General features: G+C 53.0%; 18 protein-coding genes. 7 read left to right on the top strand and 11 right to left on the bottom strand.

Features of this window, described 5'->3' with window-relative positions:
• Positions 1–59: 59 nt before the first annotated feature.
• Positions 60–182 (bottom strand): hypothetical protein, encoded by a 123-nt coding sequence (locus B9L19_RS19530; protein WP_256363770.1) that lies wholly within the window; start codon positions 180–182, stop codon positions 60–62.
• Positions 183–413: 231 nt separating this feature from the next.
• On the opposite strand from B9L19_RS19530, the gene B9L19_RS07510 reads away from it, so the two are divergent.
• Positions 414–878, top strand: coding sequence for an Hsp20/alpha crystallin family protein (locus B9L19_RS07510; protein WP_047752897.1), 465 nt, complete (start codon positions 414–416; stop codon positions 876–878).
• Positions 879–993: 115 nt separating this feature from the next.
• On the opposite strand, the gene B9L19_RS18990 is transcribed toward B9L19_RS07510, so the two are convergent.
• Entirely contained in the window at positions 994–1155 is a 162-nt protein-coding gene (locus tag B9L19_RS18990) for a hypothetical protein (protein ID WP_167372771.1), read from the bottom strand.
• A gap of 83 nt (positions 1156–1238) precedes the next feature.
• Between B9L19_RS18990 and B9L19_RS07505 the strand changes: the two genes are divergently transcribed.
• Together B9L19_RS07505 and B9L19_RS07500 are read left to right on the top strand one after the other, a co-directional pair.
• On the top strand, positions 1239–1424 hold the full coding sequence (locus tag B9L19_RS07505) for a hypothetical protein (RefSeq protein ID WP_025948454.1): 186 nt from the start codon (positions 1239–1241) through the stop codon (positions 1422–1424).
• Positions 1424–1678: a sigma-G-dependent sporulation-specific acid-soluble spore protein CsgA gene (locus B9L19_RS07500; protein WP_011231646.1), complete on the top strand. Its 255-nt coding sequence runs from the start codon at positions 1424–1426 to the stop codon at positions 1676–1678. The genes B9L19_RS07505 and B9L19_RS07500 overlap by 1 nt, the downstream gene beginning before the upstream one ends.
• Positions 1679–1761: 83 nt before the next feature.
• On the opposite strand, the gene B9L19_RS07495 is transcribed toward B9L19_RS07500, so the two are convergent.
• Positions 1762–2106, bottom strand: a complete 345-nt coding sequence (locus B9L19_RS07495) for a YppG family protein (protein WP_025948455.1) — start codon at positions 2104–2106, stop codon at positions 1762–1764.
• 193 nt (positions 2107–2299) lie between these two features.
• Here B9L19_RS07495 and B9L19_RS07490 point away from each other — a divergent pair, with 193 nt between their 5' ends.
• Positions 2300–2500 carry a YppF family protein gene (locus B9L19_RS07490; RefSeq protein ID WP_025948456.1) on the top strand — a complete coding sequence of 67 codons (201 nt, stop codon included), beginning with the start codon at positions 2300–2302 and terminating at the stop codon, positions 2498–2500.
• Positions 2501–2619: 119 nt separating this feature from the next.
• On the top strand, positions 2620–2790 hold the full coding sequence (locus B9L19_RS18985; RefSeq protein ID WP_167372770.1) for a hypothetical protein: 171 nt from the start codon (positions 2620–2622) through the stop codon (positions 2788–2790).
• Between the two features lie 303 nt (positions 2791–3093).
• On the opposite strand, the gene B9L19_RS07485 is transcribed toward B9L19_RS18985, so the two are convergent.
• Positions 3094–3477, bottom strand: a complete 384-nt coding sequence (locus tag B9L19_RS07485; RefSeq protein ID WP_025948457.1) for a YppE family protein — start codon at positions 3475–3477, stop codon at positions 3094–3096.
• A 116-nt stretch (positions 3478–3593) separates the two neighbouring features.
• A complete protein-coding gene (locus B9L19_RS07480; RefSeq protein WP_025948458.1) occupies positions 3594–3836 on the bottom strand; it encodes a hypothetical protein in 243 nt (80 codons plus the stop codon).
• A gap of 223 nt (positions 3837–4059) precedes the next feature.
• Here B9L19_RS07480 and recU point away from each other — a divergent pair, with 223 nt between their 5' ends.
• Both recU and B9L19_RS07470 read left to right on the top strand, forming a co-directional pair.
• Positions 4060–4662: a Holliday junction resolvase RecU gene (recU, locus tag B9L19_RS07475; protein ID WP_025948459.1), complete on the top strand. Its 603-nt coding sequence runs from the start codon at positions 4060–4062 to the stop codon at positions 4660–4662.
• A gap of 33 nt (positions 4663–4695) precedes the next feature.
• Positions 4696–7386 (top strand): penicillin-binding protein 1A, encoded by a 2691-nt coding sequence (locus B9L19_RS07470; RefSeq protein ID WP_025948460.1) that lies wholly within the window; start codon positions 4696–4698, stop codon positions 7384–7386.
• A 105-nt stretch (positions 7387–7491) separates the two neighbouring features.
• Here the strand turns inward: B9L19_RS07470 and nth are convergent, their stop codons facing one another.
• From nth to B9L19_RS07445, 6 genes are all read right to left on the bottom strand, one after another.
• Positions 7492–8163, bottom strand: coding sequence for an endonuclease III (gene nth / locus B9L19_RS07465; protein ID WP_025948461.1), 672 nt, complete (start codon positions 8161–8163; stop codon positions 7492–7494).
• Positions 8164–8268: 105 nt separating this feature from the next.
• Complete coding sequence (locus tag B9L19_RS07460) at positions 8269–8970, bottom strand: DnaD domain-containing protein (RefSeq protein ID WP_013144925.1); 702 nt, start codon at positions 8968–8970, stop codon at positions 8269–8271.
• Between the two features lie 67 nt (positions 8971–9037).
• Complete coding sequence (gene asnS, locus B9L19_RS07455; RefSeq protein WP_020278328.1) at positions 9038–10366, bottom strand: asparagine--tRNA ligase; 1329 nt, start codon at positions 10364–10366, stop codon at positions 9038–9040.
• 28 nt (positions 10367–10394) lie between these two features.
• Positions 10395–10535, bottom strand: coding sequence for a hypothetical protein (locus tag B9L19_RS18980; RefSeq protein ID WP_020278327.1), 141 nt, complete (start codon positions 10533–10535; stop codon positions 10395–10397).
• A gap of 24 nt (positions 10536–10559) precedes the next feature.
• Entirely contained in the window at positions 10560–11741 is a 1182-nt protein-coding gene (locus B9L19_RS07450) for a pyridoxal phosphate-dependent aminotransferase (protein ID WP_025948462.1), read from the bottom strand.
• A 21-nt stretch (positions 11742–11762) separates the two neighbouring features.
• Positions 11763–12239 carry a cell wall elongation regulator TseB-like domain-containing protein gene (locus tag B9L19_RS07445; protein ID WP_014196187.1) on the bottom strand — a complete coding sequence of 159 codons (477 nt, stop codon included), beginning with the start codon at positions 12237–12239 and terminating at the stop codon, positions 11763–11765.

The raw sequence follows: 12239 nt of genomic DNA, 5'->3' as shown, positions 1-12239 counted from the left end.
GGGCGCCTGTTCGAGACGCCCTCAAAAATGAATCGGCCAAAAGCGGTGCAGGCAGCTGTTTACGAGTGGCGGTCAACGATCCAATCGACAATGGCTTGAACGATTTCCAACGCTTGATAGGAAAGAAGCGACACGGCTGTTCCAGAAAAAAACAATGTCACCAGCCAATGAATCCAATGCATCGCGCCATCCCTCCTCCCGCCGCCGGACAACCGACAGCGTTATTGATGTGCACCTCATGGATGGTGGTGTCATTATATTCCGTCTGGGTTAAAACAAGATGAAAGCTCCCTAAAAAAGTACGGAGTAGCTTTTTTTCGCTCCGTACATACATTGACAGTGAATCGCCTTGCCAATCGGCAAGCGTCCCGACAGAATCATTTCGCTGTTTTGAAAAAAGGGAGGGAAGCGCAATGAATGAATCGTTTCAACCACCAGCCAATGGGGAAGGCCATCACCCGTTCCATCATTTGCGGAAAATGATGAATCAATGGTTTGATGAACGGCCGCTGCAAAAACTGTTTGAAACGCTCGATGACTATTTCGCACAAACGTTTGCTGCTGCGTACATTCCGATCGAGGTGAAAGAGACGAAGCACGATTACCAAATCATTGTCCGGCTGCCTGACATCAAAAGGGAACAAATCAGCTTGCAATGGCAGGAAGATGGGCTGCAGTTGATCGTCGATCACCATGAAACCATTGAATCGGCAGATCATCACGGCCATGTATACGAACGACGCCACGCACGGCGGCGCGTGGCGCGGCTGATTCCGTTTCCGTATCCGGTCGCTGAGCATGAGGTGAAAGCCTCGTTTCAAAATGGGACGCTCACCATCCGGCTGCCGCAAAAACGGAAATATATCGATATCGATTGAAGACGATCCAGCCTGTGTATGCGTTCAAAAACCATTTTGGCAACGGCCAGCGCCGCGCTTGGGCGTGAAACAAGCCGTTCCCTGCATGGGGAGCGGCTTGTTTCTTGTCCATCTTCTATTGTTTATGGAGTGAAATTCCGGAACGTTCGCCCTCTTCCGGCGTTCCTTTTTTGATCATCCATTCGTTGGCGATTTCCTCACGGTTGTTCGTGTATTTGTTTTTCCGCTTCCCGTTGTCGTTGCGGTCTGTCACCGCCGCCCCCTTATGGTTTGCCATTCGCTTGCCTTGCCGCGGCCAAAACGATGCATACATACTTTCTCGGCTGACAAGCTACGCTACTGATAGGAGGTGCAAAACGAATGGCGAAACTGCCCGATTTCAAACAATTGAACGACCGACTGATCAACGAGCCGTCGGATGAGCCGATGCTTGTCATCAAAACAAACCTCGACCCGGACCGCGTGACGGAAGAAAATCCGTACGTCCAAGACCGCACAAACACAAGCAAAGAGTTTGTCTCTTTTTTTGAAGGGGGCGGACGATGATGGAACAAACACTCGCTTACTTGCGCGAAGTGCTGTCCAACTATTTGGATCACCACGGCGACACCCCAAAACGCATTTACAAAAAACTGATCAGCAAACCATACCGAGGCGAAGGGGAATTTGTCCGCGACTTGACGCAAGAAGAAAGCGCCTTTTTGGACCGCATTTTGCCCCATGAAATCCGCTATGCGATGGATGAGCGCGATTATGAGCGCGTATATCAGCTTAATGAAGTGTATGAGCTGCTCATTTGACAGCGTGAAAACCGCTCCCCGTGCAAACGGCGGAGCGGTTTCCCTTTTTCAAGCGCGCTCGACCGTCGCGCCATGACGCGGTTTCATTTTTTAAACGTACCGAGCAATCCTTTCAACACGCCATTCACTTGATTGACCGTATTGATCATTTGCCCCACCGTACTCATCATTTTGTTGATATCGTACGTTCCGTCGCTGTTTTTAAACTGGGCAAGAAACGATGGGCGCGGCGGCGGCAAAAGCGGCCCTGGCTTTGGATACGGCATTGGATATGAAAGAGGCGCGGCATGGCCGGACGGAAGATGAGGCCAGTGAACCGGCGTCGATGGGAAGGATGAAACCCCATAGTGAAAATAAGGACTATAATGGCCGCCTGAGCCGTATGGTCCATAAACCGACGGCGAAACTGGGCGCGGATAACGGTGCATGTCTCCTCTCCCCCATGTTTGATAATCGATTCCCCCTAGGCTAAGGAGGCGAGCTGCCACTAGTATATGTGCAAACGCCTGACGACGTGTACGGACATGTCACCTCTTGTCGGAAGTTTTAATTTTCCGAAATCATTCTTTCTTCCTATTTTCATGGTACGATGTAAAAAAGGGGGAAGGGGGAAAAGCATCAATGAACGTGACAGAGTTAAAGCATAAGTTTATGGCGGTCAAACATTGCGAACCGGCTGAGGCGAACGAACTGCTTGATTTTGCCCGCCGTCTGTATTTGCGTGGGGAAATTTCGCTCGCCGAGTACCGCGATCTCGTGCGTGAGCTCGAAAAAGCCGGCGCCTTTCAGCCGGATGAAGCAGGGGAATACGCTGGGCTGTAGGACGATGAGGGAGCTTTTCCCTTCTTTTTTTTGCCCCTGTTCCTCAAGACGCATAAAAAACGATGTTTCTTCCCACCCTAAAGAGGCAAGAGGAATTGTCGTACAAGGAGGGATTGGCGATGGGTCGAGGCGTCCACTTTAACCATAAATTGAAAGGCCATGACCATGAAAAGCCGAAACATGGAAAACCAGTGCCGCCCAAGCATACGGAGCGGGTCGAATACGAGATCAACACCGTCGCTGCTGCAGAAGGCGGCCCTGTCTCGATCACAACAGGCAAAGACACTTGAACGCTCTCCCACCTACGCTTGAGCCTTGAGGTGGGAGATTCTTGGGAACACCTGCCCCACGGCAGGCTGTTCATCAAGCCATCCCCGTGCGTCCCACGTTTTTTTACCCCCTCTATTCTGCGGAAGCAAGAGGAAGAGCGATGACCCATACCGATTCATCCCCTACTTATCCCTCTTACCCTCACGCCTGGAAGCGGGGGATGAATTGGTTCAGGAGGATAAAACAAAAAAGGAGCTTGATCCAAAACGCACTTACGTTTTGGGTCAGCCCCTTTTTCCGTGCGACCGCTTTCTCCTGCTCCGTCAAAGCCGCTCCTTGTCTGCTTCGCTCGTGTCGTCAAGCCGTTTTCTGACAAGCGCCAGCGTATAAGCGACGGCTTGGCTGTATTGCTTGATGCGGCGCTCAGGGACGGATGGATAAAAGGCCTCAACGCACAGCTTCGCCATATGGTCGGCGGCGGCCTCAATTTGCCGCTCATGGACATATTTCGGCCGCGCATGGCGGACCCAGCAGGAAGCGGCGTCCTTCCACTGTTCAACAACGGCCTGCACCTCTTCGGCCATCGGTTTCACGTCGCCAAAAAAATCCGGCTCCTCGTTCCGCTCGCGGGCGCGCCGGGCGATCAAAAGCAGCTGTTCGTTGTATTGTTGCAGCCGCTTTGTCAACGCCTTAAGCTCTTTTTCCATGGCGACTCCTCCTTATCCATGCCGGCAAATCCGGTTTGCCCATGTGTCCTATGGCCCGGGGAACGGATGCGTTTTGCCGCGATGCGCTTCTATTTGATCATACCATACCGGCCGGCTTACACGAAATACAATTTCGACGAAAGCCGAAGTGCAGCGCTCTGCTTCTCCTTCTCAAGCCGCTGTTCCACGCCGGCGATCTGCCCTTCAAGGCGCCCGAGCTGCGCTTGATTTTGCGCATAACGCTCTTCGATGACATCGGCGATCACTTTTTCCATTTTCGCATCAACTTGCTCAATGAGTGCCACAATTTCCTGCAGCTGCTTTTCGATCTCCTCTTTTTTCACGAGCCGTTTTTCCATTCCCTCTCCCCCATTTCTCGCATGATGATATTCCATTCGCGGCGGGAAGGACGACTCCTGCCGCAGCGACAAAAGTAGAACGAATTCGGCAAAGAAAGCGGCAAGCAGCCGCCATTCGACATTGACCTCCTTCGCTTGCCTTCAGTCGAAAGGAGGAAAAGAAAAGAGCACATATGACCAAAGCGTATGGTATAATAAAAACCATTCAAAGGAGATGAACGCGATGGCACTCAAATACCCGAACGGAAAAGAGTATCGCGGAAACAAGCCGAACGCTGCGATCCGGCCGGCGGCGGATTATGCGAACCGCGGCATGACGCTCGAAGACGACTTAAACGCGACCAATGAATATTACCGGGAACGCGGCATCGCGGTCATCCATAAAAAGCCGACCCCGGTGCAAATCGTGCGCGTCGACTATCCGAAACGGAGCGCCGCCGTCATTACCGAAGCCTACTTCCGACAAGCGTCGACGACCGACTACAACGGCGTCTATCGCGGCAAATACATTGACTTTGAGGCAAAGGAGACGAGAAACAAAACGGCGTTTCCGCTCAAAAATTTCCACGCTCATCAAATCCGCCATATGGAGCAAGTCATCGCCCACGGCGGCATTTGTTTTGCGATTTTGCGTTTTTCTTTGCTCAATGAAACGTATTTGCTTGACGCCTCTCATTTGATCGCTTGGTGGAACAAACAGGAAGCCGGCGGACGAAAGTCGATTCCGAAACAAAAGATCGAACGGCATGGACATTCCATTCCGCTTGGCTACCAGCCGAGAATTGATTATATTAGTGTAGTAGACAACGTGTACTTCACCCGTTGAAGTAAAAACTTGTAAGAAAGGCAGGATTTGCTTATGTCTGGTGAATATCGTTCTCGCGTAGAACGAAAGCAGGCAGCGAAACAGACCAAACAGAAGAAAGCCAAAAAGAAACGAGGAAGGTCATGGTTGAAAACCGTCGCCATTGCGATATTGCTGATGATGGTTCTTGGCGCCATCGGGGGTATTGCCACTTTCGCCTATTTCGTTAAGGACGCTCCTCCGCTGGATGAGGCCAAAATTAAAGATCCGCTTTCTTCCGTCTTGTACGATATGAATGGAAAACAAGTAGCGGAGCTTGGCGGCTACAAGCGAACGTACATTTCGTATAAAGACGTGCCGAAAGTGCTTGAAGATGCCGTCTTGGCAACAGAGGACGCCCGCTTTTATGAACATCACGGGATCGACATCGTCCGCTTGGCCGGCGCCGTCCTCGCCAACATCAAGGAAGGATTTGGGGCGGAAGGCGGCAGCACGATCACCCAGCAAGTCGTGAAAATGACATTCCTTTCATCAAAGAAAACGTTGGAACGGAAAGCGCAAGAAGCGTGGCTCGCGCTGCAGCTTGAACAAAAATATTCGAAACATGAAATTTTGGAAATGTATTTGAACAAAATTTATTATTCAGACGGCATTTATGGCGTCGCACGCGCCGCCGAATATTATTTTGGCAAGACAGACTTGAAAAAACTCACTCTTCCGGAAGCAGCTTTGCTCGCTGGCATGCCCCAGGCCCCAAACCGGTATAATCCGTACGACCATCCGGAAGCAGCGAAAAAACGGCGTGACACCGTATTGTCGCTTATGGCGAAACACGGCTTCATCAGCGAAGAAGAAGCGGAAAAAGCGAAACAAGTGCCCATTCAATCGATGTTGGCGAAACGGAAAAAAACGCAAAATGACGTACCATATGACGCCTTCATTGATGAAGTGATCAAAGAAGTGACAGATAAGGCGAACGTCAACGTCTTTGAAGACGGACTGAAAATTTATACAACACTTGACCAAAACGCCCAAGAGTATGTGGAAAAACTATTAAATTCCGGCCGATACTTCACCAATAAAAAAGATTTGCAATCCGGCATCGCCGTTTTGGATACGAAGACGGGCGCCATCCGTGCGTTGGGCGGCGGGCGCAACCGCGGCAACATCGAATTTGGCTTCAACTACGCGATCCAGCCCGTCGGCCAGCCCGGTTCGACGATCAAGCCGATTTTGGACTACGGGCCTGCGATTGAATATTTAAAATGGTCAACCGCGCACATCCTAGTTGACGAACCGTATACGTATTCAGACGGCACGCCAATCCGCAACGCCGGCGGGGGATATATGGGGCCGATCACCTTGCGGACGGCACTGGCAAAATCACGCAACATCCCGGCATTAAAAACGTTCCAAGCCGTCGGCAAAGAACGGGCGCGAGAATTCGCTAACCGGCTCGGCATGGGCTTTGATGAAGTGTACGATCCTTACGCCATCGGCGGGGTGTCTCACTACGTGTCGCCGCTGCAAATGGCCGGCGCCTACGCCGCGTTTGGCAACAACGGCGTCTATACGAAGCCGTATGCGGTGACAAAAATCGTCTTCCCGGACGGCACGGAAATGGATTTGCAGCCGAAACCGAAACGGGTGATGCATGATTATACCGCCTACATGATCACCGATGTGCTGAAGTCGGTCATCCGCTCCGGAACCGGCGTGTTGGCTAATGTCCCAGGGCTTGAGCTCGCGGGCAAAACAGGAACGACAAACTATGGCGAAGACGGCGCGAAATTTGGGCTTGACCGCGATGATGTGCCGGACAGCTGGATTGTCGGCTATACGCCAAACTATACGGCAGCCATTTGGGTCGGCTTCAGCAAGCGAAGCAGCACGGCAAAGCTTAGTAGTGAGGAACAAAAAATCCCGAAATACTTGTTGAAAAACTTAATGTCCCACATCGATGACGGCAGCGGAAGCTTCAAGCAGCCGGAGAGCGTCGTCAGATTGCCGATCAAAAAAGGCACGAACCCGCCGAAACTTGCCGGCAAATACACGCCGGAAAGCGAAATTACGTATGAATTGTTCGTGCGCGGCACTGAGCCGACGGAGACGGCGAACGACGTGCCGGAAGAACTGCCGACGGTGAAAGGGTTGACCGCTGTGTACGACCAAGCGGCGAACGCCATCTCGGTTTCGTGGTCATACGATGAGCAAACCGATGAGACGATCTTCGAGGTGCGCGTCAAAGATGGCCAAGGTCAAACGAATACGATCACCACAAAAGACCGTTCGATCACGATTTCCAATCCGACGCCAGGATGGACGTACACAATCGCCGTGTACGCAAAAGACGGCGAACGAATGAGCAAACCGGCCATAGCCAGCGTTCATGTCCCCGGTGGCGAAGATCAAACTCCCGCGCCACAACAACCGGGGGATGACAGCCAAGGCAGCGGCGGGCAAAACGGCGGCACCGATCAAGGCAACAGCGGGAATAACGGAAACGAAAACGGTCAGGGAAACAACAATGAACAAAACGGCGGCGCAAGCGGCGGACAAGAAAATGGCAACAGCGGCGGGGCCAACCAAAACAATGGCCAAACGGATGGAACAAACAACCAAGGAACGAACAACAGCGGCCAAACGAACGGAACGAACGGTGGAACGGGTGCAAACAGCGGAACGTCGCCTGTCTCCCCGCCGTTAAAAAACGGATCCGGAGCGGGTCTTGGCACCCGTCCATAACCGTTGCATTCCCAAAAAAAACGGATGGCGCAAAAGCCATCCGTTTTTTCATGACCGACCGGCATGCTGCTGGCCCTTCTTCACCAAGCCCTTTCACGGCTCCGTTCACTTCTGATTTGCCGCTTTTTCCTCCCGTTTTCGCATCCGTTTTTTTCCTTCACGGCATAAAGGAAGAAGAGGACATGACGGACATTGCGGAGACTGCGCCTTGCAATGGTAGCGGCCGAAAAAAATCATTCGGTGGTGGGTGATCGACCATTCTTCTTTTGGGATGATGTTCATCAGCGTCTTTTCAACTTCCAAAACCGAGTCGTCCCAGCGGCAAAAGCCGAGTCGTTTGCTGACGCGCTCGACGTGAGTATCAACCGCGATGGCCGGCACGCCGAACGCAACGGACACAACGACGTTCGCCGTCTTCCGCCCGACTCCCGGCAGCTTCATCAACTCATCGCGGTCGCGCGGCACTTCGCCGTTGTACTTGTCCATCAACATCGCGCACAGCTTTTGAATGTTTCGCGCTTTGTTCCGATATAAGCCGATTGAGCGGATATCTTGCTCGAGCTCCTCAAGCGGCACCGCCATATAATCGTGCGGCGTCCGATATTTTTCAAACAGCCGTTTCGTCACCTTGTTGACGAGCGCATCGGTGCATTGCGCCGACAAAACAACCGCAATCAGCAGCTCAAACGGATTGCGGTGCACCAGCTCGCAATGCGCATCCGGAAACATTTTGGCCATCTCATCCAAACAGTAGCGGATTTGTTGCTTTGTCAGCACCTCGTCTCCTCCTTATTGCCATATTGGCCCGAACAAAAAGACACCTTTTACCGGTTCGATTGGCCATTTTTGGACAAACAAAAACGAGAGACAGCGCCTCTCTCGTTACGAGTCGAGCCAATTGAAAAACGGGATCGTCTGTTTAAATTCTCCCGCCGTCTGTTTCGCCGAACGGGAGGACGGCTTGCGAAACTTTTTGCCGTAGTCGTGCGCCTGTTCAATCGTGCGAATGCCGTTCTTTTTCCATTCAAACAAGATCCGATCGATGTAGCGGAAATTCAACTTCCCCGACAGCACCGCTTCGCGCAGCGCCGCTTTAATGATGGCCGGCTCATGACCGTCTTGATCGATCCACATCGCAAGCGTTTCACACTCGAACGGGGAGAGCGGGCGGCCAAACTCCTGCTCAAAAACGGTGTATAAGCTCTCCTCTTCCTCCTGCCGGCCGAGTTCCCCCTGTTGAGCTGCGTGGGTGTACAAATGATGCACGAGCTTCTCCCAAAGCGGTTCAAGCGTATATTTTTCGTTGCGAATGCCTTGTTCATCCGTATGCTCTTCAATCGCGATCATCCCTTTTTGCAAGAGCCGACGCACCATCTCCATGCATTCCGCTGCCGAGACCGTCATTCTTTCAGCCAGCTCAGCCGGCGTCGGAAACAAGACACCTTCTTCGAAAAACGACTGCATATGCAAAAGCAAGACGAGCTCCCCCTCGCCCAACCCAAGCTGCTTGTAGTGGCCAAGCAGCAGCTTCGGGACGGCGATGCTTCCTTGCGCCAGCCATTCGGCCACCTTTTTCTTTTCCATGCCGATGCACCTCAACTATAGTATAACATGACGGCGGCGAAAAAACCCCCTTTTTGCAGGGGGTTTTTTACGGATAAAGCCGGTTGAGCAGCCGCGGGAACGGAATCGTCTCGCGCACATGTTCGACGCCGCAAATCCAAGCGACGGTGCGCTCCAAGCCGAGCCCGAACCCTGAATGCGGCACAGAACCATATTTGCGCAAATCCAAATACCATTCATACGCTTCAAGCGGCAAATGGTGCTCTTCAAGGCGGCGCTTGAGCAGCTCATAATCGTGAATCCGTTCCGAGCCGCCAATGATTTCCCCGTATCCTTCCGGCGCAATCAAATCGGCGCATAGCACAACGTCGGGGCGGTTCGGGTCCGGCTGCATATAAAACGGCTTCAAAGAGGTCGGATAGTGGGTGATGAACACCGGTTTGTCAAAACTTTCGGCGATGGCCGTCTCATGCGGCGCACCGAAGTCATCGCCCCATTCGATGTCGGTCAATCCTTTTTCATGAAGCAGCTTGATCGCCTCATCATACGTTAGGCGCGGAAACGGTGGTTTGACCAGCTCAAGCTTCGACACGTCGCGCCCGAGCCGCCCGAGTTCAAGCCGGCAGCGCTCGAGCACCGACTGCACAAGGTAGGAGACGTACTCTTCTTGCAGACGCAAATTGTCTTCAAACTCATAAAACGCCATTTCCGGCTCCACCATCCAAAACTCGATCAAATGGCGGCGTGTTTTCGATTTTTCGGCGCGGAACGTCGGGCCGAATGAGAACACTTTGCCGAGCGCCATCGCCGCCGCTTCCATGTAGAGCTGGCCGCTTTGCGACAAATAGGCATCCTCATCAAAATATTTCGTATGAAACAGTTCGGTCGTTCCTTCCGGTGCGCTGCCAGTCAAAATCGGAGCGTCGACTTTCACAAACCCGCGATCGTTGAAAAATTCATACGTCGCCCGGATGATTTCGTTGCGAATTTTCATGATCGCGTGCTGGCGCCGCGACCGAAGCCAAAGGTGGCGATGGTCCATCAAAAATTCGACGCCATGCTCTTTCGGCGTAATCGGATAGTCCACTGCTTCTTGAATGACTTGCAAATCGGCAACCGACAGCTCGTAGCCAAATGGGGAGCGCTCGTCGATGCGCACCGTGCCCGTCACATAGAGCGACGTTTCTTGCGTCAATGTTTTGGCGCGTTGAAACACCTCTTCCGAGACGTTCGCCTTTTCGACGACGCCTTGAATAAACCCAGTGCCGTCGCGCAGCTGCAAAAAGACGATTTTCCCGCTTGAGCGCTTGTTCGCGAGCCAAGCGCCGATCGTCACTTGTTGTCCTACGTATTGATTCACTTCCGCAATCGTCGTCGTTTTCACGCACTGATTCCCTCCAATAATCGACACGTCCATCATTCGCTATTATACCGTTCCGTCGGCGTCACGGCAATGACCAGCCAAAGCAGCGCAAAACGATGCTGCCCCCACCAATCGCCCTTCGGCGCAGCCGCCCGGAGCCAGCCGACAGACCGACGCGGAAAAAGCGGCTTTGCGCCAAACAAAGCCGCCCTTTTCTTTCCACTCTGACACCTTGGCGCAAAGCGCCTTAGGCCCGCGCCTCCATAAACCGGCGGATGCGTTCGATCGCTGTCTCGAGCGCCTCAAGCGAGGTCGCGTACGACAAGCGGACGTAATCCGGCGCCCCAAACCCAGAACCAGGCACGAGCGCGACTTTCGCTTCCTCCAACAAGGCGGCGACGAACTCGTCGACCGTGCGGCATCCGGCCATATCCGCCGCCTTTCGGGCGTTCGGGAACAAATAAAACGCTCCTTGCGGTTTGATGCAGGTGAAGCCTGGAATTTGCACAAGCTTGTCATAAATGATGTCAAGCCGCTTTTCAAACGCTTGGCGCATTTGTTCGACCGGCTCCTGCGGCCCGCTGTAGGCGGCAATGGCCGCATATTGAGCGATCGATGTCGGATTCGATGTGCTATGGCTTGCTAAATCGGTCATCGCTTGAATGATGTCTTTCGGTCCAGCCGCGTAGCCGATGCGCCACCCTGTCATCGAGTGTGATTTCGATACGCCGTTGATGATGATCGTCTGCTCCTTCAGCTCCGGCGACAGTTCGGCGATCGACACATGTTTCGCCCCGCCGTAAATCAATTTTTCATAAATTTCGTCCGAAATGATCAACACGCCATGCGCCAAGCATACTTCCCCGAGCGCTTTCAGCTCCTCGGCCGTATAAATCATGCCGGTCGGATTGCTCGGGGAGTTGATAATCACCGCCTTCGTCCTCGGGGTAATCGCCTGTTTCAGCTGATCTGGCGTCATTTTAAAGTCGTTTTCTTCCAGCCCTTCAACGTAAACCGGAACGCCGCCAGCCAGCTTCACTTGTTCCGGGTAGCTCACCCAATACGGCGTCGGAATGATGACCTCATCGCCTTCATCAAGCAGCACTTGAAAGAGCGTATAAAGCGCATGCTTCGCCCCGACACAGACAATGATTTCCGCCGGCTCGTATGAAAGCCCTTGATCGCGGGCAAATTTTTTGATGATTTCCTCTTTCAGCGCCGGCAGCCCGCCTGATGGCGTATATTTCGTATGCCCTTCATTCATCGCCTTGATGGCCGCCGCGATAATGTGCTCAGGCGTGTTGAAATCCGGCTCGCCGGCCCCAAGGCCGATCACGTCGTATCCGGCCGCTTTCAGTTCCTTTGCTTTCGCCGTAATGGCCAATGTCGCCGATGGCGTCAGCGACGCCACCCGTTTTGCCAGTTTCATCGCTTCTTCCCCCTCACGTCCTCACTGTTGAAAACTGTACCTCTTCAGGAAGGCCCCATCCGCAAAGTGAAGGTAATAAAACGAATACCTTCCTTCCGCATCAATATATGTCAACTCCCAAAGAGGCACGCCTTTTTCCATGCCAAGCGTCGCGTCGATGATGCGCCGCGGTCGGCGGTCGCGCTGCAAAATGGCGCGCGCTTCCGCCTCGCTGATGCCGCTGTCCACGCCCTTGACGACGACATTTCCCTCTTTTTCAGGCACCCAAACGACGACCGCTTTCCCTTGTTTTGTTCTTCCGATGAATACGGTGCACGCTTCGTCGCCATAATATGTATAGACTTTCTTCACATCAGCAAGCCCGGCGGCTTCCTTCGCCCGCGCCAACGCATGTTCCACCATCAGCCGTTTGGGCGCCATCGCCTCGTCATAAATCGACCATGCCTGCCAAATGAGGAATCCAAAAAAAAGCAGAGTGAACCAACCCCACTTTTTCAT

This window comes from Geobacillus thermocatenulatus (assembly GCF_002217655.1).
In the GTDB taxonomy this organism is placed as follows: domain Bacteria; phylum Bacillota; class Bacilli; order Bacillales; family Anoxybacillaceae; genus Geobacillus; species Geobacillus thermocatenulatus.
The sequence above is the reverse complement of the archived record's forward strand: the minus strand, read 5'-3'. Positions and strand labels throughout refer to the sequence as shown.

Excerpts from the sequence above, each read along its gene's own strand:
- B9L19_RS19530 (WP_256363770.1), bottom strand. The coding sequence starts at position 182 with ATGCATTGGATTCATTGGCTGGTGACATTGTTTTTTTCTGGAACAGCC.
- B9L19_RS07510 (WP_047752897.1), top strand. The coding sequence starts at position 414 with ATGAATGAATCGTTTCAACCACCAGCCAATGGGGAAGGCCATCACCCG.
- B9L19_RS18990 (WP_167372771.1), bottom strand. The coding sequence starts at position 1,155 with ATGGCAAACCATAAGGGGGCGGCGGTGACAGACCGCAACGACAACGGG.
- B9L19_RS07505 (WP_025948454.1), top strand. The coding sequence starts at position 1,239 with ATGGCGAAACTGCCCGATTTCAAACAATTGAACGACCGACTGATCAAC.
- B9L19_RS07500 (WP_011231646.1), top strand. The coding sequence starts at position 1,424 with ATGGAACAAACACTCGCTTACTTGCGCGAAGTGCTGTCCAACTATTTG.
- B9L19_RS07495 (WP_025948455.1), bottom strand. The coding sequence starts at position 2,106 with ATGCACCGTTATCCGCGCCCAGTTTCGCCGTCGGTTTATGGACCATAC.
- B9L19_RS07490 (WP_025948456.1), top strand. The coding sequence starts at position 2,300 with ATGAACGTGACAGAGTTAAAGCATAAGTTTATGGCGGTCAAACATTGC.
- B9L19_RS18985 (WP_167372770.1), top strand. The coding sequence starts at position 2,620 with ATGGGTCGAGGCGTCCACTTTAACCATAAATTGAAAGGCCATGACCAT.
- B9L19_RS07485 (WP_025948457.1), bottom strand. The coding sequence starts at position 3,477 with ATGGAAAAAGAGCTTAAGGCGTTGACAAAGCGGCTGCAACAATACAAC.
- B9L19_RS07480 (WP_025948458.1), bottom strand. The coding sequence starts at position 3,836 with ATGGAAAAACGGCTCGTGAAAAAAGAGGAGATCGAAAAGCAGCTGCAG.
- recU (WP_025948459.1), top strand. The coding sequence starts at position 4,060 with ATGGCACTCAAATACCCGAACGGAAAAGAGTATCGCGGAAACAAGCCG.
- B9L19_RS07470 (WP_025948460.1), top strand. The coding sequence starts at position 4,696 with ATGTCTGGTGAATATCGTTCTCGCGTAGAACGAAAGCAGGCAGCGAAA.
- B9L19_RS07460 (WP_013144925.1), bottom strand. The coding sequence starts at position 8,970 with ATGGAAAAGAAAAAGGTGGCCGAATGGCTGGCGCAAGGAAGCATCGCC.
- asnS (WP_020278328.1), bottom strand. The coding sequence starts at position 10,366 with ATGGACGTGTCGATTATTGGAGGGAATCAGTGCGTGAAAACGACGACG.
- B9L19_RS07450 (WP_025948462.1), bottom strand. The coding sequence starts at position 11,741 with ATGAAACTGGCAAAACGGGTGGCGTCGCTGACGCCATCGGCGACATTG.
- B9L19_RS07445 (WP_014196187.1), bottom strand. The coding sequence starts at position 12,239 with ATGAAAAAGTGGGGTTGGTTCACTCTGCTTTTTTTTGGATTCCTCATT.